Origin of the sequence: Paenibacillus luteus (assembly GCF_006542765.1) — a bacterium.
GTDB classification, from domain to species: Bacteria; Bacillota; Bacilli; order Paenibacillales; family Paenibacillaceae; genus Pristimantibacillus; species Pristimantibacillus luteus.
The window spans coordinates 1-25,088 of record NZ_SKCD01000014.1; the positions used below are offsets into that span (position 1 = coordinate 1).

General features: G+C 49.0%; 21 protein-coding genes and 1 pseudogene. 4 read left to right on the top strand and 18 right to left on the bottom strand.

The genetic code is table 11. From position 1 onward, the window contains the following. Window positions 1–198 precede the first annotated feature (198 nt). Complete coding sequence (locus tag E0496_RS12615) at window positions 199–1,755, bottom strand: ABC-F family ATP-binding cassette domain-containing protein (protein ID WP_141502055.1); 1,557 nt, start codon at window positions 1,753–1,755, stop codon at window positions 199–201. Between the two features lie 358 nt (window positions 1,756–2,113). Continuing rightward, window positions 2,114–2,809, bottom strand: coding sequence for a hypothetical protein (locus E0496_RS12620; protein ID WP_141502056.1), 696 nt, complete (start codon window positions 2,807–2,809; stop codon window positions 2,114–2,116). A 1-nt stretch (window position 2,810) separates the two neighbouring features. Between E0496_RS12620 and E0496_RS12625 the strand changes: the two genes are divergently transcribed. After that, window positions 2,811–3,137, top strand: coding sequence for a hypothetical protein (locus tag E0496_RS12625; RefSeq protein ID WP_141502057.1), 327 nt, complete (start codon window positions 2,811–2,813; stop codon window positions 3,135–3,137). 305 nt (window positions 3,138–3,442) lie between these two features. Here the strand turns inward: E0496_RS12625 and E0496_RS12630 are convergent, their stop codons facing one another. Genes E0496_RS12630 through E0496_RS12655 form a run of 6 tightly spaced genes read right to left on the bottom strand, consistent with a single transcriptional unit; the run spans window position 3,443 to window position 9,084 of the window. Continuing rightward, a complete protein-coding gene (locus tag E0496_RS12630; protein WP_141502058.1) occupies window positions 3,443–4,201 on the bottom strand; it encodes a DeoR/GlpR family DNA-binding transcription regulator in 759 nt (252 codons plus the stop codon). A gap of 55 nt (window positions 4,202–4,256) precedes the next feature. Next, a complete protein-coding gene (locus tag E0496_RS12635; protein ID WP_141502059.1) occupies window positions 4,257–5,288 on the bottom strand; it encodes an aldose 1-epimerase family protein in 1,032 nt (343 codons plus the stop codon). A gap of 3 nt (window positions 5,289–5,291) precedes the next feature. Beyond that, a complete protein-coding gene (locus E0496_RS12640; RefSeq protein WP_141502060.1) occupies window positions 5,292–5,840 on the bottom strand; it encodes a D-lyxose/D-mannose family sugar isomerase in 549 nt (182 codons plus the stop codon). Further along, window positions 5,837–7,078 (bottom strand): carbohydrate kinase family protein, encoded by a 1,242-nt coding sequence (locus E0496_RS12645; RefSeq protein ID WP_241674764.1) that lies wholly within the window; start codon window positions 7,076–7,078, stop codon window positions 5,837–5,839. Before E0496_RS12645 ends, E0496_RS12640 begins: the two co-directional genes overlap by 4 nt. A gap of 1 nt (window position 7,079) precedes the next feature. Then, the gene (locus tag E0496_RS12650) at window positions 7,080–8,240 is read right to left on the bottom strand and encodes a Gfo/Idh/MocA family protein (RefSeq protein ID WP_141502061.1); all 1,161 of its coding nucleotides are present in this window, start codon (window positions 8,238–8,240) and stop codon (window positions 7,080–7,082) included. After that, complete coding sequence (locus tag E0496_RS12655; RefSeq protein ID WP_141502062.1) at window positions 8,233–9,084, bottom strand: class I fructose-bisphosphate aldolase; 852 nt, start codon at window positions 9,082–9,084, stop codon at window positions 8,233–8,235. Before E0496_RS12655 ends, E0496_RS12650 begins: the two co-directional genes overlap by 8 nt. A gap of 721 nt (window positions 9,085–9,805) precedes the next feature. Here E0496_RS12655 and E0496_RS12660 point away from each other — a divergent pair. Beyond that, a complete protein-coding gene (locus tag E0496_RS12660; RefSeq protein WP_141502063.1) occupies window positions 9,806–10,255 on the top strand; it encodes a YdeI/OmpD-associated family protein in 450 nt (149 codons plus the stop codon). 170 nt (window positions 10,256–10,425) lie between these two features. Here the strand turns inward: E0496_RS12660 and E0496_RS12665 are convergent, their stop codons facing one another. Both E0496_RS12665 and E0496_RS12670 read right to left on the bottom strand, forming a co-directional pair. Next, window positions 10,426–10,770 carry a DUF805 domain-containing protein gene (locus tag E0496_RS12665; protein ID WP_141502064.1) on the bottom strand — a complete coding sequence of 115 codons (345 nt, stop codon included), beginning with the start codon at window positions 10,768–10,770 and terminating at the stop codon, window positions 10,426–10,428. A 240-nt stretch (window positions 10,771–11,010) separates the two neighbouring features. After that, on the bottom strand, window positions 11,011–11,664 hold the full coding sequence (locus E0496_RS12670; RefSeq protein WP_141502065.1) for a FusB/FusC family EF-G-binding protein: 654 nt from the start codon (window positions 11,662–11,664) through the stop codon (window positions 11,011–11,013). Between the two features lie 344 nt (window positions 11,665–12,008). Here E0496_RS12670 and E0496_RS12675 point away from each other — a divergent pair, with 344 nt between their 5' ends. Further along, the gene (locus tag E0496_RS12675; RefSeq protein ID WP_141502066.1) at window positions 12,009–14,057 is read left to right on the top strand and encodes a Na+/H+ antiporter; all 2,049 of its coding nucleotides are present in this window, start codon (window positions 12,009–12,011) and stop codon (window positions 14,055–14,057) included. Between the two features lie 66 nt (window positions 14,058–14,123). Here E0496_RS12675 and E0496_RS12680 read toward each other — a convergent pair whose 3' ends face one another. The 4 genes and pseudogenes from E0496_RS12680 to E0496_RS12695 form a co-directional block, all read right to left on the bottom strand. Further along, the gene (locus tag E0496_RS12680; protein ID WP_175598053.1) at window positions 14,124–14,984 is read right to left on the bottom strand and encodes an AraC family transcriptional regulator; all 861 of its coding nucleotides are present in this window, start codon (window positions 14,982–14,984) and stop codon (window positions 14,124–14,126) included. A 140-nt stretch (window positions 14,985–15,124) separates the two neighbouring features. After that, window positions 15,125–16,348, bottom strand: coding sequence for a chromate transporter (locus tag E0496_RS12685; protein ID WP_141502068.1), 1,224 nt, complete (start codon window positions 16,346–16,348; stop codon window positions 15,125–15,127). Between the two features lie 333 nt (window positions 16,349–16,681). Next, window positions 16,682–17,299, bottom strand: a pseudogene (locus tag E0496_RS12690) (fumarylacetoacetate hydrolase family protein). A gap of 12 nt (window positions 17,300–17,311) precedes the next feature. Continuing rightward, window positions 17,312–17,647 (bottom strand): PIG-L deacetylase family protein, encoded by a 336-nt coding sequence (locus E0496_RS12695; protein WP_141502069.1) that lies wholly within the window; start codon window positions 17,645–17,647, stop codon window positions 17,312–17,314. 39 nt (window positions 17,648–17,686) lie between these two features. Here E0496_RS12695 and E0496_RS12700 point away from each other — a divergent pair, with 39 nt between their 5' ends. After that, the gene (locus tag E0496_RS12700) at window positions 17,687–18,337 is read left to right on the top strand and encodes a hypothetical protein (protein WP_206669757.1); all 651 of its coding nucleotides are present in this window, start codon (window positions 17,687–17,689) and stop codon (window positions 18,335–18,337) included. A 656-nt stretch (window positions 18,338–18,993) separates the two neighbouring features. Here the strand turns inward: E0496_RS12700 and E0496_RS12705 are convergent. The 4 genes from E0496_RS12705 to E0496_RS12720 form a co-directional block, all read right to left on the bottom strand. Continuing rightward, window positions 18,994–19,782, bottom strand: coding sequence for a TerC family protein (locus E0496_RS12705; RefSeq protein WP_141502071.1), 789 nt, complete (start codon window positions 19,780–19,782; stop codon window positions 18,994–18,996). Between the two features lie 558 nt (window positions 19,783–20,340). Then, window positions 20,341–20,655, bottom strand: a complete 315-nt coding sequence (locus tag E0496_RS12710) for a cupin domain-containing protein (RefSeq protein WP_141502072.1) — start codon at window positions 20,653–20,655, stop codon at window positions 20,341–20,343. Window positions 20,656–20,712: 57 nt separating this feature from the next. After that, on the bottom strand, window positions 20,713–23,151 hold the full coding sequence (locus E0496_RS12715) for a hypothetical protein (RefSeq protein WP_206669758.1): 2,439 nt from the start codon (window positions 23,149–23,151) through the stop codon (window positions 20,713–20,715). Beyond that, window positions 23,148–25,025, bottom strand: a complete 1,878-nt coding sequence (locus E0496_RS12720; RefSeq protein WP_141502074.1) for an alginate lyase family protein — start codon at window positions 25,023–25,025, stop codon at window positions 23,148–23,150. Before E0496_RS12720 ends, E0496_RS12715 begins: the two co-directional genes overlap by 4 nt. Window positions 25,026–25,088 lie beyond the last annotated feature (63 nt).

Genomic DNA, 25,088 nt, shown 5'->3' on the forward strand with positions numbered 1-25,088 from the left:
CGTTCCAAGACGTCATGTATTCACAACATAACCATTATTCAGAGGCCTCCTGGTAAGGGCGGCCTCCAAACTAAAGAGTGACATTTTCATAGCACAGTTAAGGTGACATTTTCACAGACGATTGACATGAGCAATTAAAAAGGGCTGTTCCCCCGCAGCTCAAAGCTACAGATGGATCAGCCACTTTTCGTCTAATATTTAAAATACTTTCGTCGTCCACGATTCGCAGTTCCATGTGTCCGTTACGACATCACGGTAAAATTCCGGTTCATGGGAAATGAGTATGATGCTGCCTTTGTAAGCTTTCAAAGCACGCTTCAGCTCTTCCTTCGCATCGACATCCAAGTGGTTAGTCGGCTCATCGAGCACAAGTAGGTTTGTTTCGCTGTTGATCAGCTTGCAGAGACGGACCTTAGCTTTCTCGCCGCCACTCAGCACTGCGATTTTGCTCTCGATATGCTTCGTCGTAAGTCCACATTTCGCCAGCGCTGCACGCACCTCAAATTGCGAGTACGAAGGAAATTCCTTCCACACATCCTCGATACAAGTGTTGTAATTCGTGTCCTTCATTTCCTGCTGGAAATAGCCTACCTGCTGATGCTCGCCACGCTGCACCGTTCCGGATATCGCTTGAATTTCGCCCAAAATACTGCGCAGCAGCGTCGTTTTACCGATTCCGTTGGCGCCGACGAGCGCAATCTTCTGTCCGCGCTCCATACGAAGGTCAAGCGGACGGGACAATGGACTGTCATAGCCGATGACAAGATCTTTCGTTTCAAAAATAAGCTTGCCTGAGGTTCTGCCATCCTTAAAATTAAACTGCGGCTTTGGCTTTTCTTTGGCAATCTCAATGACTTCCATCTTATCGAGCTTCTTCTGCCGGGACATCGCCATATTGCGGGTCGCGACGCTGGCTTTGTTGCGTGCCACAAAATCCTTCAAATCCGCAATCTCCTGCTGTTGGCGCTTGAATGCCGATTCCAATTGCTGCTTCTTCATTTCGTGAACCTGCTGGAAGTATTCATAATCGCCTACGTAGCGATTCAGCTCCTGATTCTCCATATGGTAAATCAGGTTAATAACGCTGTTGAGGAATGGAATGTCATGCGAGATCAGAATAAATGCATTCTCATATTCCTGCAGATAACGCTTCAACCATTCGATATGCTGCTCGTCCAAATAGTTGGTAGGCTCATCGAGAAGCAGAATATCCGGTTTCTCCAATAGCAGCTTGGCAAGCAGAACCTTCGTCCGCTGACCGCCACTCAGGTCATTCACGTCCTTGTCCAATCCGATATCAGTAAGCCCTAGGCCGCGGGCAGTCTCTTCGATTTTTGCGTCGATCAAATAAAAATCCTGATTCGTCAGCGTATCCTGAATCGTTCCAACGTCCTCTAACAGCTTCTCGAGCTCCTCCGGGGATACATCGCCCATCTTCAGGTACATGTCGTTCATCTCTTGTTCCATGTCGAACAGGTACTGGAAAGCACCCTTCAAAACGTCGCGAATCGTTGAACCCTTGCTCAGCACCGCATGCTGGTCAAGGTAGCCTACGCGCATGCGCTTCGACCACTCCACCTTGCCGTCATCGGGCTGGAGCTTGCCTGTAATGATGTTCATGAAAGTGGACTTTCCTTCGCCGTTGGCGCCGATCAATCCGATATGCTCGCCTTTCAGCAGGCGAAACGATACGTCATTGAAGATCGCGCGATCTCCAAAGCCGTGGCTTAATCTTTCTACGTTTAATATGCTCATGCATGACACCTTTTCTTTTGGAATATTCTCGCGTTTATACGATATTGTCTTATCCACATTTTAAGTGAAAACACAGCCGTGAGCAATGTTTAGCGTGGTTAAATTCATAATTTCAGAATGCGCATTGACTAGTCCCATTTGATTTACATGAAATTTGTCCCGTTAATTCCAAGGATTCAGCCCAAAATGACAAAGGTAAAAAGTAGACACAACAAAGGGACCCTCACGGCGAGCCGCCATGGGGTCCCTTCCAACCTGATTCATGAGAGGTTTACCCTCACCATAAACTCAAAATCGAGTCGAATGCTAATAAATTAGTCCTTATTATTGAGCTAATGCTTCATTCGCTACTGCGTTATTAGCAAATCTCTTCAGCCGCGCTGCCGCTTCCAGAAGAGGAAGGCTGGGAGTCTGATGACGAAGAAGATGGAGCAGCTGTTGCTTTTGGTTTCACTTCTTCTTTTTTCACGAAGCTAATCGATTTTTTATCTTCTTTTGCTGGAGCTGCTGTTGGTTCTGCTTTTACTTCCTCTTTTACAGGGGCAGCAGTCGCTTGAGGCTTAACCTCTTCTTTGACAGGTGCTGCAGTCGCCTTAGGAGCTGCTTCTTCTTTCACTGCCGCTGGTTTCGCAGTTGTTTCTTCTTTTACAACGGCTGCTGCTTTAGTAGTCGTTGTTTCTTTAACCGTGGATACCGCTGTTTTGGAAGGCGCTTCTTCTTTTGCTGTAGAAGCTGCTTTCGCAGGCTCTTGAGCTTTTGTTGCTGCGCTGTCTGCTGGTTGCTCTTTTTCAGCTGCTGCTGCCGTGTTCACGGCAGGCGCGCTGCTTTCAGACGCTATATCGACTTTCTTCTCTTCTGTTACCGGAGCTGAAACGACTTCTGGTTTGCTGTCAGTCGCATCTGTTGCTGCTTTTGCTTGCTGTACTTGAGTGGTTACCGGATTGCTTTTCGCTGCCGAAACCTCATCGTTTGGTTTGTTTGCGGATACCGCCGCGTAAGTGGAGATCAGCGCAACCGCAGCTGCAATGCTTAATGTAAGAGTCAATTTTTTCATAATGAAGATCATCCTTCCGAATTTCCTGTTTTTTTTTGAAAATCAATACAGTCATAGAAATCATTTTTCTGGTATTACCGCTAGCTTGTTCCCAATCACGGCGAACGGCCAGACGGCAGCATTGGTTACTGTTCTTGCCATATCTGCAATGATGCTGCTGAAACAAAATCCGGTTGATGTCAGCAGACCTGCTGCGGTAGCCACTGCTGTTGCAGTCATGAGTGCAGTCTCCGGTACGCCAGCTATGCCAAGAGAAACAGCCAAGGCCAGATCGTTATTTGTATGGTCGGTATGGACTTTCCCCCTTCTGGCTTCTGTACTCGGATAAAAAAAGAAGACCCAACAGGAGCGCCGCTGCGCTTTCCCATTGAATCTCTGGTGGTCCAGTAGATTTATCGTTCTTATTTATCCAACAAAATCATTGGTTAATTATTTTGTTCGTATTCCTATCTTATTCGCCTGATGTACTCCTGTCAATCTTTATTTCTTTTATTTCCCATCGTTTTTATCGGAATTAGTAAAAACGTAGACAGGATAGACACAAATCAGGAATAAAGCTGCTGACAGAAGTCCAAAATCATACGGTTACTGGAGCCGCAGGCTGCACCTGACTGGCTCCTTCATTCCCTTAAATCACGTGCCTAGGACAAGCTCGATGCCTGCTTTCTTGCACGCTTTATTCAGCTCCGCTGCGGGAAGCTTGTCCGTAATGACGCGGTGCACATGCCCAAGCTCGGCGAAGGAGATAAAGTCCTTGGCGCCGAATTTGGTATGGTCCATCAGCACATTGACTTCCGAGGCTTGGCGTATGGCCGTTTTTTTGATTTCCGCTTCATACATATTGGAATTGCTGAAGCCATGCTCGGCAGACAATCCGGTCGTTCCCAAAAATACGCGGGAATAAGCCATCGATCCGATCATATTTTCGGCAAAGGGCCCGATCACGGTCGAGGTCGCCTCCAAAATCATGCCCCCGGACAAAATCGTCGGTATTCGCTTTTCCTGAAGCTCATTCGCGACGTTTAGCGCATTCGTGACAACCGTAATGCCAAGTCCCGGCTTCAGCGCACGCGCGACTTCAATCGTCGTTGTTCCCCCATCAATAAAGATGTACTCACCGGCTTGAATCAGCGCTGCCGCTGTGCGGCCAATGCTTGCCTTCTCATCCGCCCTAAGCCCGGTTCGGTCCTTCAGGGCGATATCCTTGCCGAGCAAAATCGCACCGCCGAACGTCCTTCGCAGGATGCCCGCCTGCTCCAGCTTCTCCAAATCCCGGCGGATCGTCATTTCCGTCACCGCGAACATCGTTTTCATATCATTCATACGGATTTCTCCGTGTATCTCGAGCTGCTCCTTTATCCGTTGCTGCCGATCGTTTAAGCTGGTAGGCATGCTGCGCCACTCCCGTTACAATATTTCATTTATATCTCCTTATTATTGCAATGGTTCAGCCAATGTTCAACTCCCAGTTGTAACGAACGGACTGTCCTGGCTGCAAAATAAGCAAACGGCGCTGCTGTGATTCCTCCGTAATGCCCCCTACTAAGCCATTCGAAGGCTCAATGCCGAGCACGTAACTGCCCGCGCCCGCCATTTTCCACTGCACCAGATGCGGAAGCGTATCCGTAGACCAGCTTAACGCAGCGGTTAATGGAACGGTCCTGTGTCCGGCTTGCGGAAAGTTAGGCTGAAATAGCCTAACCTCCGCCTGCGCAGCCGGCTCCAGCCCGTGATAATAGACGCGCTCCTGAAATCCCGCTTCTGGCTCCTGCCACTTATCGTAACCAGCTAATTCCGCAGCGGCATCTCTTGGTGTAACTGAACCGGCAGGAAAATGGATCCTAGACTCCGGGGACAGAAGCGGATAACCAAAATTAAAATGGTAAAGCATCATATGAGGCGCAGGGTCGCTGCCTGCATTTTCCACAAGGTCGGTCACTGTTATTTTGTTCTCTCCGAAGCGTGAGCGGATCTCGCGATGCATGCGCAAATGGCCGCCAAATAATGCCGTTTCCTCGACCGTGCCCCGAATCACCATCTCATATTCGTCTCCCTGCCATACTCCCTCGGCACATACCTGGCGAGCCGGCAGATGGTGAACACGTCCATGCAGTCCATAGCTTTTCCCTTCATAGACAGAAGAAGACCCCATATTCATTAATCCGCAGGTCATCATCAGACCACCCGAGGCCGTTCGCAGCCAGCCTGCACCCTCGGACTCGTAATACATCGGATGAATGTCGCCTCCTGCTGACTGCCAGCTTATTGGCACGCCGCCATATTCTGCCAATGAGAAATCAAGGCCTTTGGTCGGGGTGACGGTATACGCTAGTCCCGCGCCTGTCCTCACTTGTATAAATTCCATGCCGCGCTCCGGTCCCTCATCCCCCAAATAGCGTCGGATGCCCCCGATTTGCTCGATGCGGCCCACATGCGCAGCCAGTTCCCTGCGCGTCCAGTTCCGGCCATATAAATACATCGATTAGTCCTCGATGACAACAGGCATACGCAGAATGTTCGGGTCCGTGAAGATATCAAACTCATCACGGCTCGTGCTGGAGAACTCCGACACGACCGCTCCCTCGCTCCCAGCTTGGAACCAGTGCAGCGTCTCCGGCGGAATCGTATACTGCTGGCCGGGATACAGTACGATTTCATGAAATACGGTGTAATGCGATTGGCTTCTCGGCGGTAGGATGGCTTCAATAATGTCCGACTGCTCGCCCTCCACATAAAGCAGCACTTTGCCTGCCCGGCAGCGGAACGTTTCCATTTTCCCAGGCAAGTCGCCTACCGCTGGATGCTTGTGCTCCGGACAAGTCTGACCGGGAAACAACACAAGCTCCTTCGCACAATAGCGGTCCGTATTCACATAAGTCACAAGCTGAAGCCCTTGCGTCTCCAAATCATTGAGCCCAAAGGATGCTACTTCAAGCTGCTCGCGCTCTTCCGGCGACAACACGATTCCTGCAACCTGAAGCAGTTCAGCCGCACGCGCTTGAGCGGCCTTAACCTGACTGCGGGTGATCATAGCTTTTTCGCCCCCTTTACCGATTCATTTGTCGTTCCAAGATCTCGTGTCCCCTGCCACACCGCCGTATTCATTGGCAATGGAATTCGAGCACCCGCAAAAGCTGGCTTAGGCGGATACGATTCCCAGCCTGCAGCAATGCGAGCTTGCACAACCGCCCAAGTCGGGATTCCGCTTACGGCATCCGGCCTCTCGACATTGCACGCCCCGGTGCCCACCGCGCCAAGCAGCGTCTCCTCCGGCTGCAAGCCTTGCAGGAAGCCGGCGAGAAAGCCCGCAATGGTGCAATCGCCTGCGCCAGTCGTTCCCACTACCTCTACCTTAAAGCACGGAACATAAAGCTCACGATTAAGCCAGCCTGCTGCATTTTCCTTAGGGCCACAACGGCCAGTACTCTCCAGCCGTGCTGCTTCACTTGTCGTGCGCATATACAAACCATGCTCGCCCAGCTTGAACACAACGATAGCCGCCCCCATGGCAAGCAGCTCCGAAGAGAGCTCCGCAAGCAAGGAAGCCTCCACATGCTCAATCAGTTGCTCGCTGCCATGGCTTTCTTTCATCGCCTCATAAGTCTCTCTTCTAAGCATATACAAGATTTCTTCGATGCTGGGCAAAAACAAATCCACATAAGGAAGCACATCCGCTAGCAGAAGTCGCCAGTCGAGCTGCCCCGCCTTCGCGTCCGGGTCCGGCTTCGCCATGTCCATGGACGTGGTGGCGCCTGCTTCCTTCGCCTTTTGCATCAAGCGGCTCAGCTCAGCGCCACCATGCTCATACATGCGTCTCATGAGCGGCGGATAGCCGAAATGAAACAGCCCCGCCTCCTGCAATGCTTCTGCCGTTATATCATCCGCTTGAAACGTATCGTTGGCTCCTGTGCAATGAAGGAACATCCGGTCTACGTGAGGCGGGTTAATGACAATCGAATAGGAGCTAGGCTCCCCTTCCGCTACGATCATGCCTTCGGCAAGCGATTCATGCTGTTTTTTTAAAATCGAGAGAATTGCCTCGCCAAAAAAGTCATTGCCTACCTTGCCCATCAGCTGTACAGGAATGCCTAGCCGATGCAGGGCCAGCCCTGTATTCGCTACTGCGCCCCCGGTAGAGAGGGCAGCCTCTCCGATGTTGAGCAATTTGCCTGGCACCATTTGGAACGGCCCGCCCTGAATGGAAGGAATAATGTCCAGACAGATATGTCCGCCTACGATGACAGAATAAGAAGCCGCTCGTTTTGCCAACTTAGTTCCCCCATTGAATTGGAATGGTCTTGCCGGATCGGTTCGATTCCAATGCTGCCGTGAATACGCGGTGGCTTCCCTCCGACTCTTCCGGCGTTGCGCATCGGAACGGCTGTGACATTCCTTCTGCTCCGTTCGCCACCTCATCGCAAAAGGCTGCCCACATTTGAAGAATGGAATCGGAAAAGCCAAATTCAAAGATGGAGCCCGTAATCGTGCCATAAGCCGATTGGTAAGGCGCATCCATTACATGCCACGCTTGGCTTCCGCCGGGCTCGTACGGCAGCCAGGCTACCTGCTTCGGATTTTTCGTCGAGAACTCGGCGGATAATTTCGTCCCTTGTATTCTAATAAACCACGTATTAGCATGGCCGGGCGCAATCCGTTTCGTAGAAAGCACCATCGGAAACTGCTGCTCCTCCGTCTTTACCTCACATGCCAAAATCGCATTGTCCCACGTCTCGCAAGGCGACATGCCGCCTTTGCCATCTGGCCGCTCTTCCACGACCTTGCTTAGCAGCGCTCTAACATTTTGCGGCTGCCAGCCGAAGCGAAGCGGAAGATGCAGCACATGCATGCCCAAATCGCCCATACAACCATATTCGCCATTCGTTGCGATTCTCCGCTTCCAGTTAATCGGCTTTAATGGATCAAGGTCGCTGGAATGCCAGAAACCGGCCTCCACTTCTATGATTTTGCCAAACTTGCCTTCCATTACCCACTTGGACAGCTGAAGGGCACCTGGATAAAAAGGAAACTCCGAAGAGCAGCGCACGATGACATTCGGATGCGCTTCCATTTCCTTGCGGATGAGCGCATTCGCTTCTTGATCAATGCCAAACGGCTTCTCTCCGAGCAGATGCTTGCCTGACCGAATGATATCGGTATATAGCTGGGCATGCAGGTTATGAGGCACTGCGCAATAAACAGCATCCACATCCGGGTCTGCCAAAAGCTGCTTATAATCCTGATACGTGCGCTTAATGGTCGGCACCGCTTGCTCAAACCAAGTGGTTGCCGCAGGATTAGCATCGCATACAGCCGTGATGACCGGAGCAAAATCCACATCCGTCAAATGGCACCAGCGCGCTGCCGCGCTGGCAAATTCTTTGCCCATCAGGCCGCAGCCAATGACGCCGAAACGAATTTCTTTTTTAGACATGAGCTCCACCCTCTCCATTCAAAACCGCAAGTGCTTTCTCCGCGCTATCTCCTTTGTGCACAATGCCCATAAGTGCCTGCGTCATGCGCTCCGGATCGGAATGCTGAATGACATTGCGTCCGTATACGATGCCTGCTGCACCCTGCTCCATTAATTTCACCGTACGGTTAACGATCTCCTCGTCCGATGCCCGGCCGCCGCCGCGTACCAGAACGGGAATGCCGGAAGCGACCTCGATAACCCGATGATATTGTTCGATTTGATCACAAGGATCGGCTTTGATGACATCTGCACCAAGCTCAACCGCTTGGCGGACCAGCGGCATAATTTTCTGGATGTCGCCGTCAACCATATAACCGCCCTTTTGCTCGTTAGGCAGCATGACAAGCGGCTCCACCATTAGAACCATGCCAAACCGCTCGCATTCGGTTTTCAGCTTTGAGATGTTTTTAACGCATTGGTAATGCAATTCCGGCTGGTTCGGGAGCATAAGCAGGTTCACGCATACCGCAACCGCGTCCAAGCGAACCGCATGCTCAATCGCGTGATCAACGACCTCGCTGAACAAATATTCCGGCAGCTTGGAGCCGTAAATATTCGCCGCATCCGTACGAAGCACCAGTCCTGGCTTGTGCTTGCCCGGTATATTTTGCAAATGTCTAGCTTGGCCAAGGCTAAGCTGGATACAATCCGGATTGGCCCGTACGACGGTTTCAACCGCTTCCTTCATATTCTCGATCGATGCCAGAAAAGAAAATTCGTTAAAAAAACCGTGATCAATCGCTACGTCAAAACATTTGCCTTCCTCGCTGAACATCCTCTTCAACCGTGCCTGTGCTGACATTTGGCTTCACCCTCAACTGTTGTTTTCAAACAATAATGTTCGTTTATAACATTATTATAGAATGAGATGTAACATATGTCTAGCAAAAGTTGTAAGGAGCTCGCAAGCAGCTTCTACGCGCAGCCTGCATGGTTCTGTTGGTTGCCTGTCTGCCGAGTTTTTTGATCTATTTGAGTTAGTTTGTGAAATTTAAGGCGGTTTGCAGCGCCATACGCCGGAATAGGTCTATTTTCTAGACCTATTTCTCCCTTTCAGGCAATTTTAGCGGCAATAAGCCTGTTTTTTAGATCAATTTGGGTTATATAAGTTGAACTAAAGAATTGCAGTTAAAGCGAAGCGAGAGGATCGTTCTGGAGAAACGAAGTGTTCGCCTTTGTAGCCGGATTCTAACCTTTAAATGTCTAATCCAATCAAAGAATCTGGTTACAACCGCGATCGTAAGAATGATCTACTCGCGTAGCGACCAAAACGAAAACTTAAGTTCAACCTATATAGTTTAAAAAGTTTGAGGCTGACGTTTTTTGCGATCATTGCTGATTCGTGCTTTTACCATAAAGCTTACTTCCGCCAATATATAGTTCGAATACGTCCGATGAAGTTCAAAAGGTTACATCAATGTCCGTCCTTAACCCAAAATCGTATCGCATCTACAGATTAGTAGCTTTTAATCCGTTAACTTTGCTAATTTGGTATATACTCTAGATAAAGGAGGCGTCTATTTATGAGATTCAAAACTACAGTTGAGCTTGCCGGGAAGACTGCTACCGGTTTCGAGGTTCCTGCGGAAGTTGTCGAGAGCCTCGGTTCGGGTAAGAAGCCTGCCGTTACACTTACGATCCGTGACTTTTCTTACCGCAGCACTGTCGCTTCTATGGGCGGGCGATTTATGATTCCCCTTAGCGCAGAAAATCGCAATGGCGCAGGCGTCGCAGCCGGTGACGAGATTGAGGTTGACATTGCGCTCGATGCTGAACCCCGCGAATTGGCCGTGCCTGACGACTTATTGACTGCGCTTGAAGCCGAGGCTGCCGCCAATAAATACTTTGATACCTTGTCTTATAGCAATAAGCGGCGTATCGTGCTCAACATCGAGGGAGCTAAAACCGCCGAAACCCGCCAGCGGCGCGTGGAGAAAGCAATCGCCTCGCTAAAAGAAGATCGCATGCCTTAGGCAGCCTAGCCTTCTCTTCCCGTTGTGCTTTGTTAACCTGCCCATGCTCATACCAAAAAGGCCAACCATACATCGCCGGTTGACCTTCTAACATGCATGGGCTCTCCTTGAGGTCGCTTTGACCTTTTGGGATAGTCCCTTGTATAATGTTCTTGCCTCTTGCGCTTCGCTTAAAACACCTTTGGATTTGGCCCGTATTGATTATTGTCCTCGCTGTCTTGGCAGAAAAATACAAGGAGAATAATGGCTCCAATCAAAGGTATAAAACTAAGCAGCAACCACAAGCCGCTTCTTCCCGTGTCATGAAGCCTACGCACCCCTACAGCTAAAGAAGGCAGCAAAATAAACAAAGAATAAAGCCCGGATAAAGCCGGTTCTATGCCAATAATCCTTTCGATTATGCTCAGCACGATAGAAGCAAGGATGTTAAAAAGGATAAACATCCAATATTCTGTGCGCCTTGCTCTTCCCGAAAACTCCACGTAGTTTTTAATGACCTTCAAATACCATTCCATTTTTTGATTCACCTCATTTGTATATTGATCTTGCTACGGAATTCAACAACCCCATATCTATATTCTTTATCGTCCAAAATATGATAATTGTTATAAGTAAATAAAAAAACAATAAAATTATCCAATTAACCCAATTCATCCATTCTCCTCCTAACAATAAAAAAAACGATCCCGCGAAAATTCGCTAAGGACCGTTTCTCATCATAAGTTATTGTTTAAGGATATAGAAATTTCATTACACTAACCGATAACGACATGAATAAATCTTTCTAATGAAGCAACATCGGCAATGTTCTTGTTGCAATCACGTCCGTTCATGCACAAATAATTGCCAATTGCTTTATAATAGTCGGACGAGGCTTTTGCCGGCTTTGTCTTCGATACGGCAGAATACAAAACAAGCTCCTCAAACCTGTTGCAAACAAAACAGTAGCTTTTCTTGTTCGTCGGCGTATATCTGCCTTCGATGCCAAGAAACTGTCCGTTCTGATGATAAACCATAAACAATTTATTAGTGGATATATCCATCCAGCTTAGATAAGTTACAAAACGAAAATCAATATTCACCAAATCAGGCAGCTTGAGCTTCTTGTTTTTCGGAAAGAGCTTCTGAATTTGCTTCACGGTTATTTGCGGAAATTCAACTATATAGAGCTCCAAATCTTTCACGTACTTCTGAAAGTCTTCCGTGGTCTTCAAGGCTGTAAAACGTCCAAGCATTTCTTTCTGAGCATCTGTGGCAGCTGGGAACAATTCCAATATTTTAGCCTCGGCTCCGTCTCGTACTGACTCCAAAATTTTCGGATCCGGGTTTGTTCTAAGTGCATGCTGGACGATTCCCACTTGTTTCTTGATATAATTATATTGATGGTTTCTAATAAATGCTTCGAACATTGAAGTTCAGCCCCTTATTGTTATTGTAAGATAAATAAGGTGCAAAGCCATATATTAGAAACGATAAGTGCTCATTTAGGCGATGTTAGTCCTACCTGTCCGCCCATGCAAAGTATCGCCTCCATTACAGGCTTTGCATGAGTATTACCAATCCAGCAATCTCTGATTGCCATGACGACCTACCCCCTTGCGTTTGCGATAGCTTTATTATAATCAACATGGCCCGCGTTCTCAACCCTGCGAGCTATGGAATTAACCGCCTATAGGTGAGGAAGAATAGATAAGCATGGAAATAAAAGCATACATAAAAACAGAACCATCACACATCAGAAAGCAGGTAGCAAATGGAGTTTTTAATTTCCTTTTTAGCGTTAATTGCCGTCATTGTTATGGCCACCGTACTCAATAAAAAATACCCCAAAATACCGTTAGCGCTGTTTCAAATTGGTTTGGGCGCACTCGTATCCTGGCTTCCGCTGCATGTTTCCCTTGAATTTGAGCCTGAGGTATTTATGATCTGCCTGATCGCTCCTCTGCTATTCGGGGATGCCCGCGTCATCTCGCGCAAAGAGCTATGGGCTTACAAAAGACCAATTTTACTGCTCGCCATAGGACTCGTCATCATTACCGTGATCGGACTTGGGTACTTTATTCATTTATTGCTTCCCTCGCTTCCTCTTGCAGCAGCCTTCGCGCTTGCCGCTGTATTATCGCCTACGGATGCGGTCGCGGTTAAGTCGATTACGAAAGGGCTTTCGTTGCCGAAAGGCTTGATGGCCATTTTAGAGGGAGAATCCTTGCTAAATGATGCGGCAGGCATCGTCTCCTTTAAGGTCGCTTTAGCTGTCGTGCTAACGAGCGTCTTTTCCGTTCAATCGGCGGCACTGAATTTTGCGTTTGTATCGATCGGAGGTTTTTTTGCCGGACTTGTGCTAGGCTTCCTGTTTGTAAAGCTAAGACTAACGCTTCGGCAGCGCGGATTTGAAGAGGTCAACTCTCTGGTCGCCATTCAGTTGGTCACTCCCTTCATCATCTACATCATTGCGGAGGAGCTGTCCGTATCCGGCATCTTGGCTGTCGTTGCCGCAGGAATTATCCATGGCATCGAGAGGGACAGGCTGCAGCAGACATCGACGAAAATCCAACTCACCTCCATAACGACGTGGTCTGTGCTGGGCTATATTCTAAACGGCTTCGTCTTTGTTCTGCTTGGCTTTCTGCTGCCCGAAGTGCTGCAGGGTTTGATCGAAAGCAAAGAAATTACCATCGGCAAAGCACTCGGACTGACCTTTATTATCGCAGTGTGCCTCTTTCTTATTCGTTACTTATGGATCTTTTTGCTTCATCGGAATTTTGCCGCGCGCGAGACGGATGCCGGAGGAAAAAGGCTGAAGCCTAAGCTAGGCTCGAGGGGCGGCTATGCTTTTTTGGCAGCGACCTGCGGCATTCATGGAACGATTACGCTGGCTACCGCATTGTCCGTTCCTTTTGAGATCTCGGAGGGCACTCCGTTCCCGCTCCGCAATACCTTTTTATTTATAGCCTCTGGCGTCATCTTGATCAGCTTGGTGTTTGCGACGGTTGTACTGCCCTTTATCAGCAGAAATCCGGAGGAGCAGGATGCTGAGGAAATGCCCCTAACGGCGGAGGCTGCCCATAAGCTCATTATTAAAAAAACGATTCAGCACCTGAAAGCCGAATACTCGCCCAATCAGCCCGGAGCCACTGCCAAGGTTATTTCCGATTTGGAAGAACAGCTGCGCTATATCAAAACAGGCAAGGCACTTCAATATTCCAGCTCCAAAATAAAAGAATTTCAGCATATCGGACGCGAGGCCGAGCTGGACAAGCTGAATCAAATGATTGAGGAGGGGCTTTTGTCTCCGCAATTGAAGATGCTGTTCCCGCTCTTCCATCAGCCGCAGGAGCTGTTTACGCTTCGCTCTATTTTCAGAAAGCTGTGGTACAACTTCAAAATGTACTGGATCAAACGCAATCTAAAGCGGCTCGACCAGGTGGACCCTTCGTCCGATTTGTACAAAAAAGCGAAAAAAGCCAAGGATTTAATCATGGAGTTAAAAAGCGTGGAGGACAAGCTGCAGCAAGCTGCCGTAGAAGAAATCCGAAGCCAAGCTACAGAGGATGACCGATTTGAAGCAATGCTCGTTATTCGACATTACAGCCGCAGAGTCGAGCAAGCCAAAGCGAGCAAAATCGATAGCGAGCAGTTCCAGCACGAGGTCAAAGGCATTCAGCTGCGGAGCATTCAAGTCAAGCGCGACCAGATTCAAGAATTAGAGGAAACGAAACAAATCTCTTCCGAAATGGTTTTTGAGCTGCTGCAGACGATCAACTATGACGAGATGCTGCTGCTGGATAACAGTGAGGAATAGCGATGAATGCAAAGAGGTTCTGAGAGCATTCTCTCAGAACCTCTTTGTTTGGGGTTTTGGGATGCTTTAATTCTTCACAACCGGAATCCAAATCTCGCAGCGGTAGTCTTCAGCCGTTGTATCGCCTTCAGGGTAAAGCTCCATTTCCGCCGTCCCCGCGTGCTCATATCCGGTAGCCGGGAACCACTCCTGATAAATGCGCTCAAATACGCTCTGAATGGCTCCAGGCATCGGACCGATCGATGTGAAGATTGCCCAAGTGGATGCCGGAATGACAGTTCGATCAAATGATTCCGTACCGGATGCAGCGTCAGATTCGCCAGCAATCCAATAATCGAATTCATTCCCACCAGGCTGCATATTCGCTATAATGCCCAGCAAATCCCCCTCGGCAGCAATGGCTCCAAGCTTAGCGATGGTCCCATCTTGATGAGCTTGCTGCCAGAGCTTCGGAATTTCTCTCATTTGTTGATTATCCTCGCAGCTTAGCCGAAAGGATTTTCCTACGACTGTAAATGCCTCTTTTTTCAAAATACGATAATCCATATCCTTGTCTCCCTTCAATGATAACTGGAATGCAATGCGGGGGAAGGCCTTCAGACTGTTGCCGGGATTACGTGCCTCCGAAGGTGATATGCCATGTATTTTGCGAAAAGCCTTGGCAAAGGATTCCGGTGAGTCATATCCGTATTTCTGGGCAACATCGATGACTTTGACAGGCGACATCGCCAGCTCCTGCGCTGCCAATGTGAGCTTGCGCTTGCGCATATACTCCGCTACGGTCACCCCGGTCAGCATAAGGAACATTCGCTGGAAATGAAACGGAGACGCACACGCCGCCTTGGCAATTTCCTCGATATTCAGCGGCTCCTCCATCTTCTTCTCCATCAAATCGATCGCCTCTTTCATTCTGAGCAACCATTCCATCCGCATCACCTCCCTTTGTTATCCATCTTATCATCGGCAGATCAGAGTATCCTGTCATTGCGTGCTTTTAGATAACAGGTGCTATCCTATTCCTTAGGGTTTCCTAAATCATAGCACATTTATTGCGCAAACCATTACACCTACAGGAGTCCAAGCAGCATGCCTCCCTCAGCTCCAGCAAGGACGATCATCCAAGGCGGAAGCTTCCAAAAAACAAGCATCACAAACAAAACAGCTGCCAGCGCAAAATCAAGCGCCCCCAAGATTGCGGTTGTCCAAAGCGGATCATAAAGAGCCGCTAACAAAAGGCCAACGACAGCCGCATTCACGCCAGCCAGCGCTCCCTGCACTTTGTGATTATTTCTTAACTGGTTCCAAAAGGGGAGCGCACCGACAACAAGCAGAAACGCTGGCAAAAAAATGCCGAGCGTGGCGACTATTGCACCGCCTATACCGTCTGCCATAGCGCCCAGGTAACCAGCAAAGGTGAAGAATGGACCCGGAACCGCCTGGGCTGCTCCGTAACCTGCCAAGAAATCCGCTTGGCTTATGAATCCCGTTGGCACCAATTCCCGCTCCAGAAGCGGAAGCACGACATGCCCTCCCCCAAAAACCAAAGCACCGGATCGGTAAAAGCTGTCGAACATCGCCAGCCACCCTTCTTCTCCCGAACTCGTTAACAGCGGAAGCCCAATGAGCAGCAGCACAAACAAAATCAGGCAGCAGGCGGCTAACGTTCGGCTAACCGGAATCGGCAGCTCGGGGGTCCGTTCGGAAGCTTTCTTCCGATACAGCCACAGCCCAAACAAACCGGAGGCAAGGATGACTAGCACCTGACTATAGGCGTTTTGCCACAATAGCGTTACCGCTGCGGCCATCACAGCCATGGTTGCTCTGCTCCGATCAGGCGTTAGCTTCTGTCCCATTCCCAAAATCGCATGGGCTACTATCGCTACCGCGACGATCTTCAGCCCATGAATCCAGCCTGTGCTCGCGATATCGAAGCCTTGGAGTAGGAAAGCGAACGCAACTAAGGCCAGAACGGACGGGAATGTAAAGCCTAACCATGCGACAATGCCTCCAAGCCAGCCAGCTCTCATAAGGCCAATCCCAATGCCAACCTGGCTGCTCGCAGGTCCCGGAAGAAATTGACACAGGGCGACCAGATCGGCGTAGCTGCGTTCATCCATCCATTTGCGGCGGCGTATGTATTCATTATGAAAATAAGCAAGATGGGCAATCGGCCCTCCAAAGGAGGTGAGCCCCAGCTTTGTAGAAACGCACAGCACCTCCAGAAGAGCGGCAAGCTTCCCCTTTGGAATGGGTTTCGTTGGTGAATGTTCTGTAGGAACGGTCGGATGCATAGGTTCGGATGTCTCCTTTTTATCGAACATTTCAAATTTTATTTAACCATATATCGGCCCGCTTATGTGTTGGATAGCCAAGTTGACTCTATTCTAGGCATGAGAGCCTCCTTTTTTCTATGCTTTTACGATAATTTTATATTTCGGCTTCATTTATCGTTGCTATCCGTGAAATAAACCTAAAGAGAAGCTCCGACAAGCAGTCTGCTTATCGAAGCTTCTCTTTTGGTCATCCCTTCACCGAACCGCTACCCAATCCTGAAGGCATACGAAGTTAACTTTACGAATTAAACTCTCATTCTACATATCTACTCTATCCTATATCTCTCTGAATCAGCCTTCAGCATCCGCAATAAATGTATTTCTAAGCGTACCTACTCCTTCCACTGTCGCTTCCACAAGATCGCCTGCCTTCAGCCATACCTGTGGCTTCTTCCCCATTCCAACGCCAGGCGGCGTGCCGGTGCTAATGATATCCCCAGGCTGGAGAGTGATCGTATTCGAAAGAAACGAAACCAGGTACGGAATATCGAAGATAAGCTCTTTCGTGTTCGAGTTTTGCATTACTTCCCCATTAAGCGAAAGGGAGATATTCAGCTTGCCTGGATGATCGATTTCATCCGCAGTCACGATTCACGGTCCGGTTGGCGCAAAACCATCTATGGTTTTTCCACGGGTCCACTGCGGCTCATTCAGTTGAATATCGCGGGCACTCACGTCATTAAGCACCGTATAGCCAAAAACGTAATCCATCGCCGATTCCTTGGATACCCTTTTGGCCGTTTTCCCGATGACGACAGCAAGCTCTACCTCATAATCACATTGCTGCACTTCCCGGAGAATCGTTATGTCATCCTCATGACCCGCTAAGCAGTTATTGTATTTAGGAAACAGTACAGGCACCTTAGGCACTTGCATATTGGATTCGATGACATGATCGATCATTTCCATGGCATTGGAGCCCTATTGATCCTGTAACCAATCCCCAACCTGACTCTCATGCTTGGCAAGCATGGCTTGTTTTACATCGAACGTATCGGTGATGTCCACATATTCTTCAGGCTGAAAGTCCAGTCCAGCAACACTTTCAATAAAATACACGATCGGGATTTTAGGAAGCGGCAAGCTATCCGTCACATTATTGGGTACCGTAGTCATAATGGCCACATCATTGGCGATTTGACCAGTTATGGTATGGTCGGAATTGTACCGATTTAAATAAAGTTGTAGAAGATCACGCAGCCTTATTGCATGCGCTCCAGAATGATTCTGCCGAGCAGATTGAAGCCCTTTGGACACGGCATATCCAAGATGAGGATTGTTTGCTTTGTTTCATTGATGAATCCGAATCCGGGAACCAATAATATGCCAAACACTCTAACAAGGCTCCAACAAATGGGCCAAACCTATGCCGTTTTAAACAATGACCATGGCGGACGGTTAATCATTCTAGAGAAAGGCGCACGAGCTCTGGATTTGAAAGCAGTCGAAGACGAGCCCTCCGCATTTTGGCATGACCTGAACGCTCTTCATGATGATAAGAATTGGAATTCCGGTGGTGACCGCACATGGTTAAGTCCGGAGCTGGATTATTTCCAGGACAGCTCCGGCATCTACCACGTACCAGAACATTTGGATCCAGGAAGTTGGAAATTAACTCAATTATCCCAGTCGCATGCGGTTGCCAACATGACCTGCGACCTCCAGCATTCCGGCTCGTCCAAAAAAATTAGAATAGATTTGGACAAGCGATATACCTTAGTTCCGAATCCCTTTCTAATGAACCATTCTTCTTTATTTCCGGATTGCCCAAGTGTTTCACATGTCGGATTTGAAGTCTATACCGAAATAAACTTAACACCGTTACATTCGGTTCCCTTGACTGAATCGTTCGCATCCCCTCCAGGCTACTGCAATCTTTGGATTATCGCGAAGTGCCGCCTGAGGGTGAGATTTCAGCTGCAACGCACGGCTCGGTGCGTCCAATAACGATGTTTTCCCAGCCGGACTAACTCGGATCGTGCATGCAGTTCTACTACGACGGTGGGCAATTGGGGGGGAAGTTGCGGAGCTTGAATATCACTCCCCAGCCTTACCCATTGCTATTCCAGGCCGATTCGTAGACGTCTCCAGTTTTTTTTATTTTGTAGGAGATACCCCTTCCATTGAAAAAATAAGCACTGCCTTATTTGGAATTCCCTCCTAAAATCGTGCTTAGAGCTGCGTCGCAGCAAGCTTTTTCTGCTTATCAAAAAAAAGTACATAAGCAAAGTTCAGCCATTATCCTAAAGGATAGTGGCTGCTCCCATTGATATGAATGGTTTTGCCTTAGCTTAGTGCTGTTCGCCAAATTGATATAATCGATAAATCAGAACTGCCGCCTCCGCCCTGGCAGCTTCGCTTCCCGGCTTAATCCAACCCCATTCGAGCCTTCAATAAGCCCAGCTCCTGCCTTTATTGCACATCTTCATTTCTAGTTCCCTGTCTTGCGTGGCATTAAAAGCTTATTTCTACTCCATGGTACTAAAGCTGTCGAGAATGATATCAAATGCAAAAAAAAGAGACTGCCCACAGGCAGTCTCAACTGAATGTATTCATTTCTTAAATCTTGCTATGGTAAAGCCCTGCAAATTCTACGGCTACACTTAAGCCGCTTCCGAAGCTTGGTTTTGCTTCTCCTTGCCGCCTGATACGAACCAGCCGATTACGGCGATAAGAACAAGTACCACGTAGAAGGTTACTTTCCAACCCGTCGATTCCGCAAAATCATGCGGGATAACGTGGAGCGATGGATGCGCCAATGTATGGACCGCAAGCTTCACGCCAACCCAGCCGACGATGAAAAATGCAGCGACTTCCAGAGCAGGTCTGCTTTCAAGCAGCTTCACGAACATATTCGCTGCGAAACGCATGATGATCAGGCCGATAAATCCGCCTAGGAAAATGACGATAAAGTGACCGCCATCCATGCCTCCAATTTTCGGCAATGTTGTTGTTGGCAATGCTACAGCCAGTGCTACAGCTGCCAGTATCGAGTCGACTGCGAAAGCGATATCCGCGATTTCAACTTTCAATACCGTTATCCAAAATCCGCTTTTCTTCGGTTCCTTGCCTGAGCTCTTGGCTGCGGAATCTTCGCCTTTCTTCACGATGAGCTTTCGGAAAATGTGGTTGAGCGCAATAAACAGAAGATAAAGCGCTCCTATCGCTTGCACCTGCCAGACATCCACCAAAAACGAAATGGCGAATAACGAACCAAACCGGAAAACAAACGCGCCTGCCAAGCCATAGAACAATGCCTTCTTACGCTCTACAGGAGGCAAATGCTTGACCATGATCGCCAGTACAAGTGCGTTGTCGGCTGCGAGCAGCCCCTCAAGTGCAATCAGTACGAGCAGTACCCAGCCATACTCCATCAGTATTCCAAAATCCATTTAACATCCTCCTAAAATAAAATGATGGGCTTGCCATCTAACTCCCAAACGCCAAGAGACCTTTGCCTCGGTAGGCAAAGGTCTCGCTAACAATGCCTCTATCGGCAATGCCCATAAAGCCGGAGAACTTTCATTCTCGTATTGACGACTTTTATGTGACAGCTACTCCCCATTTGCGTTTGGGTTAACTATTCAGTTGCGATAGAACATCTTGCTTTAAGCGTCTAATAAAATGTGATACGAGGAGTGGACAACAATGGTTTCAGGATTCATAGAAAAATTTTAAAGATAATTAAAAAATGAATATGAAAACGTAACACTTAGGATTGAAGTAGGCAACTATAAATTCCCAACTGTTGGGTCAGAATTAAAGGGGAAAAACAAAAGGAAAAAGCCGAACGAATTCAGGATACTTCCTGAATAACGTTTGGCATAATACGTGAGATCCTAAAATCTAGGCAATCTAATATGGTACAGCTGCAAGCTGTTCGTGAAATTTAATGTCTTAAACATTTGCTACGATTAACGATTTTGCTCCAACGTATATTGGTTCCCCGATTATTCAATTAAATCCTGTCTAAGCGGCGTAAAGGTATCGAGCAGTTTGCTTTTCTGAAGGGCGCGGCAGCCGTGCTCGGCAAGGCTTGGGATATAGATCGTTTCCCCTGCGGAGATAACCTTTTTCTCGCCATTGATCGAAAATTCCAGCTGTCCTTCCAAACAATAGGAGAGCTGTTCGTGCACGTGGCTGTGCAAATAACCTTCCGCGCCTTCCTCAAAATGTACCTCCATCATCATAACCGTTTGGCCCGGGGTAAAGATTTTTCGCTTCACGCCCGGCTCGGCATTTTCCCATACGTTTAATCTGCTCATTGTGGCATTCTCCTATTCGGTTTGATTTTATAATTTTTTCTTTTCATTCGCTTAAATTTAAACATATTGGCTTTTGTTCTCGCTTTGTACAAAGGTCAGCTCAAAACCGTTTGAAGCAGACAGCTGAAGCTTAGTTGAATCGAATACAGGGGATAGCTGCTCGCAATAGCTTTGGAACTGGCTGAGACTTGCAAACTCCTCTTTCGAACCGCACTGGCATACATAGGCCGTTCGCTTTCCATATAACCGATATTCGCACTCAAACAGCTGATCGTTATGCGGCACCAGTTCGCCGCTGCTCCATATGGCTACGTAGCCGCCATCCTTTTGTCCGAACAACCACTGCCCACTCTGTGACACCGTATCAAATTTACTGGTTGGAAAAAACAGATGCGTAAAGGTAACCGGATGCTCCTCGCCGATATCATAGATGGCACCGAACATGCTCTTCTGCTGCTTAATGGCGGGCATGATGCCATTCCCGTACCAATAGCCCGGACGCATGCCGCCATCATCCGTCATCTCTCCCGGATGATTTGTGAATACAACCGTATCATTATCCAGCGCTGCATACCACATATGCTGCTGATAGCCTTGCACTCCCGGCTCAAAGCGGGAGGTGCCGTGAAAGCGCTCATTGAAGGACTTGATATAGTCATTGGATTCAATGTCTGCGGAATCGTCAAAGCTAATATTTTCCCAGAAAACCGGGTTAGCATCCTGTCTCGGCGATTGGACGGAGGTAAGCATATAATCCTGCTCTTTATTCAGCATAACCCAGGCATTGCCGGTTTGGTATTCCATCTCCAATGTCTCTTCCATCAGATAGACGAATGATTCAGGCAGCTGATACCTGCTGTTCATTAGGAAGACCATCCACTCGCTATTGCCAACCGGAGCATCTCCGTTCAGCAAGCTCATCAACGACTGGGCGGATTGGGTAAACGGAAGAATAACCGAACGGTAAATTCTCGCCTGCGGGGCAATGATGGAGCCGCGGAAGGTATGGCAAGCAAACGATCGCAGCATCGAATTCACCAAGCGGGCAGCCCGGCCGGATTCCTCTTCCTCCATGTAATCCACAACGTTTAATAAAGCGCCTAAGGTTACGCACATATAATCCGCGCTTAGAAATTCTTCAAAGCCGTATTCCTCTAGATCTTCGAGCCATTGCTGAATCCTGCCCTTTGCCACCTTGCTGACTTCGACTCCCGTGCGTCCTGACCTAGGAAACAAGCGATCCGGGTATTGCAAGCCCGCCATATACGCGCAAATATAGAACATCAGCGCATGATTCTCGCTCCAGAAACACATCCCGTCAGAGCCGTCTTCGGTCATCCAATAGCGATAATTCAGAATGGCTTGCTCTGCCTGAGCGGACAAGGAATTAGGCAAAGAGTGGGAGCGCATCAGGCGGAGAAGCCCTGCCAGGAAAAAGTCCGAGCAGTCTTCCCTTCGCTCTATTTGATCCAGTGCCTGCCGGATATGAGCCTCGTCATGAACGGCTTTCTTCCCGAGCTCCCAACGTGCCAGCACGTAAAACAATCCAAAACGCAGCGGCTCGAACGTCTGGCCCGCCCCTAAAGCAGCAAGCTCTTCGAACATATGCTGGCTTCTTTCGGCGGAAGTCTCGGTTTTGCGATAAACAGGCTTGCGGTTTTGCAGCAATTCGATTTTGCGGGATAGCCTCTTATTCCCAATTTCCCCATAAACGACAGCCATGAGCTCATCTTCGTGCACATCCACATGGCTCATGCCGCTGATGTCGGCACGCTGCTCGTCATTGTGGATATCGCGATAGGTCAGATAGACCGGACACGGAGGATTGGCGGGAATAAATATCCGCTTTCCATTCATCTCAATATTGGATAACCACTGATCCAAGGCAAGGAACGGTTTTGCGTTCTCTGCGTCTGGAAGCACGGATTCAATGTCCTCCCATTTGTCCAACAGTTGAATCCCGAATATGTTCCTTGTGTCCCGAACCGCCAAGTTCTGCATGCGAATGAGCAAGGAATTATAGCCTTTTTTGAGAGACAGCGTGATTTCCTTTTTCATAATCGGCTTGTACACCGGTACCTCAACGGAACAAATCTTTTGCTCGCCAAGCCATACATCCACTGCGGTGTAAGTCCATAGAACAGCCCGTACTTCTATATCTTCCTGTACAACAAGCCCTGTTGCCGCCAGCAGCTCCACCTTTTTCGGCGTGACCGAAAACTGGCTAATATTCACAAAGCCGCTGCGCGGATAATAATACTCCCACGGGAGTCCCAATTCGCTCGGCTGGCCCAATCGGATCGGGCCGGAGGGAGCCTGCTTATCTCGTTCGGCAACGATCGATCGCATATATTGCTCAAAGCGAATCTGGTTTTTGTCCGTTTGATCGGCGATAAAATCAGTAAATTGCGGTCCTGAAATGAGATAATGAGAAATAAATCCGTTGAAGCCCTCCACATCCGCCACCTCCGTTTTTGTCACACCGGCATTTGTCACACTGGCATATAAAAATCTTTTTTCTCTTCCGCTCGGTTTAAGCTTAGAACGGGTACGTTATGCGCATCCATGCGGATACTCCACTCCGCCGGCATGCACTCACCGTTTTCGCGGCAAGGCTTCAGCACGGTAATAAACCAGCCGCCTTGCTTCGACGTCAACAAGCTCTGCAGCACCTTTAGCGGCTGCATCGTCATCGGATGAACCGATTCCCAGCTGTCCTCCACGTCCAGCTCCATCGATTCCGGTCCGAAGACCAGCATTTCGCAGCCCAGCGGCGATGATCCTCCGTCCAAGCCGCTGCCTTTCGCGAAATATAGCGCGTTCTGGGCTGCGGGAAGCTTCTCTACTTGCCACTCCAATAGTCTGGTATGAAGCCGATGCTGGAAGGTATGCTCTCCTTCTCCCGTCAAAGCGTCATAAATCACCCATTCCCCGCTGTCCAGAAACCATACGGCTCGCCTATGCCTAATTCCGCGCCCCGCATAGCCGTCATGCTCCGCACAAACCATTTGCGTCTCTGGCTCCCATGCAAGCAAGGAAACTCCCGCTTCGGGCACTCCCCACCTTTGCGTTCGCAAATACGGCGTTTGGTCCTGCCCATCCACAAGAACGGTGTTATGCGCGGATGTGCTTTTGAAATAACAGCGCCAAGGCGTTTCCATATATGTGTACGTACCGGGGTCAACAAACAAGGCTTCACCGAATGCGCACCATTCAAAGGAGAGCGCATCCGCATGCCCATGCGGGCCACCTAATGCAGCAGCATCAAAAATCAGCTTTTGTTCTTCGTTGCCCAGCCCATAATACCCGGCTGCCGGGAAAGCAAAGGGGAGCCTCAAATCATCTGAGATTGCCGAAGCGCGGTTTTGCCCAGCCTCTTCAAGAAGCCCGTGAATTCTCTCAGGCCCTACCGTCCAAAACTGCTCATGCAGCTGCTCGCCAAGCACCCAGCTCGGATCATCATAATAAAGGGCCGCCGCGTTGAGATCGGGCGGCTGGCTCGCATAAGAATCCGCGAACGGAGCCATCGTGCCATCCTGTCTCGTCATGCAACCCGCGAAGCGCATCATCCCTGCCAATATGCGCTCAAATTCGGCCGAGAAGGCGTGCCCGCGTTTTTTCAGCATGACTGCGCAATCGACAAATAGCTCAAGCGACACCATATGATAATGCGGAGTAAGCTCCGTATGGACGCCATCAGGCAATACCTGTACGCGGATGCAATCCTCCAGCCTCTCGACCGCTTTGGTGCGCCAGCCCTCGCTTTCCTCCCATGACACAAAGGTTAACCCCGCGCTGAGCAGACCGATCATATGCATAATCGAATGATTGATTTCAATACTTGCCGTAAAGGTAGAGAGGAACCAGGCATGCTCCTTCACCGACTCATAAAACCGTTGCTCCCGTTCACCGCTCCAGCTGTCCGATCCATGGAAAAAATGATAGGCATACACCCATTGGCGGAGCCTAAGTCCCGTCTCCAACAGCCGCCAAGGGCCTGGCCTTTGGAAATACGTTAGTTCCTCCGCAGGCAAATTGCGCGGACATGGCTGGGTGTCTATCCATCCCGAGATATGCTCCAAGGCTTTGGCGGCATATTTCTCGTCGCCGGTACAGGCATAAGCGATGCCTAAGCAGCGGAGATGCTTGAAGCGGTTGATTCCCCATGTAAACTCCTTATCTCCCGTCGGATTATGAAGCCAGTCCACAGGATCGCCCAAGTCGATTTCGAGGTTTTTCCAAACCAAACGGTTGCCTGCGCACCAACGGTCTGCCTCTGCAATGGCTTCCAACGCTTGCTTGGGAAAAAGCTGTTTGAACTGCTCTCCCCATTCGCTTCTTTGCTCTGCACGAAAGAATAAATGGTCCATTCGAGCTCCTCCTCTTTAACTAATGCAAGAAGGAGAGACCGCCTGGGCAGGCAGTCTCTCCTT

Excerpts from the sequence above, each read along its gene's own strand:
- E0496_RS12640 (WP_141502060.1), bottom strand. The coding sequence starts at position 5,840 with ATGATCACCCGCAGTCAGGTTAAGGCCGCTCAAGCGCGTGCGGCTGAA.
- E0496_RS12660 (WP_141502063.1), top strand. The coding sequence starts at position 9,806 with ATGAGATTCAAAACTACAGTTGAGCTTGCCGGGAAGACTGCTACCGGT.
- E0496_RS12650 (WP_141502061.1), bottom strand. The coding sequence starts at position 8,240 with ATGTCTAAAAAAGAAATTCGTTTCGGCGTCATTGGCTGCGGCCTGATG.
- E0496_RS12700 (WP_206669757.1), top strand. The coding sequence starts at position 17,687 with ATGAATCCGAATCCGGGAACCAATAATATGCCAAACACTCTAACAAGG.
- E0496_RS12620 (WP_141502056.1), bottom strand. The coding sequence starts at position 2,809 with ATGAAAAAATTGACTCTTACATTAAGCATTGCAGCTGCGGTTGCGCTG.
- E0496_RS12710 (WP_141502072.1), bottom strand. The coding sequence starts at position 20,655 with ATGAGCAGATTAAACGTATGGGAAAATGCCGAGCCGGGCGTGAAGCGA.
- E0496_RS12685 (WP_141502068.1), bottom strand. The coding sequence starts at position 16,348 with ATGCATCCGACCGTTCCTACAGAACATTCACCAACGAAACCCATTCCA.
- E0496_RS12635 (WP_141502059.1), bottom strand. The coding sequence starts at position 5,288 with ATGTATTTATATGGCCGGAACTGGACGCGCAGGGAACTGGCTGCGCAT.
- E0496_RS12675 (WP_141502066.1), top strand. The coding sequence starts at position 12,009 with ATGGAGTTTTTAATTTCCTTTTTAGCGTTAATTGCCGTCATTGTTATG.
- E0496_RS12665 (WP_141502064.1), bottom strand. The coding sequence starts at position 10,770 with ATGGAATGGTATTTGAAGGTCATTAAAAACTACGTGGAGTTTTCGGGA.
- E0496_RS12720 (WP_141502074.1), bottom strand. The coding sequence starts at position 25,025 with ATGGACCATTTATTCTTTCGTGCAGAGCAAAGAAGCGAATGGGGAGAG.
- E0496_RS12630 (WP_141502058.1), bottom strand. The coding sequence starts at position 4,201 with ATGCCTACCAGCTTAAACGATCGGCAGCAACGGATAAAGGAGCAGCTC.
- E0496_RS12680 (WP_175598053.1), bottom strand. The coding sequence starts at position 14,984 with ATGGAATGGTTGCTCAGAATGAAAGAGGCGATCGATTTGATGGAGAAG.
- E0496_RS12625 (WP_141502057.1), top strand. The coding sequence starts at position 2,811 with ATGAAGATCATCCTTCCGAATTTCCTGTTTTTTTTTGAAAATCAATAC.
- E0496_RS12705 (WP_141502071.1), bottom strand. The coding sequence starts at position 19,782 with ATGGATTTTGGAATACTGATGGAGTATGGCTGGGTACTGCTCGTACTG.
- E0496_RS12615 (WP_141502055.1), bottom strand. The coding sequence starts at position 1,755 with ATGAGCATATTAAACGTAGAAAGATTAAGCCACGGCTTTGGAGATCGC.
- E0496_RS12655 (WP_141502062.1), bottom strand. The coding sequence starts at position 9,084 with ATGTCAGCACAGGCACGGTTGAAGAGGATGTTCAGCGAGGAAGGCAAA.
- E0496_RS12670 (WP_141502065.1), bottom strand. The coding sequence starts at position 11,664 with ATGTTCGAAGCATTTATTAGAAACCATCAATATAATTATATCAAGAAA.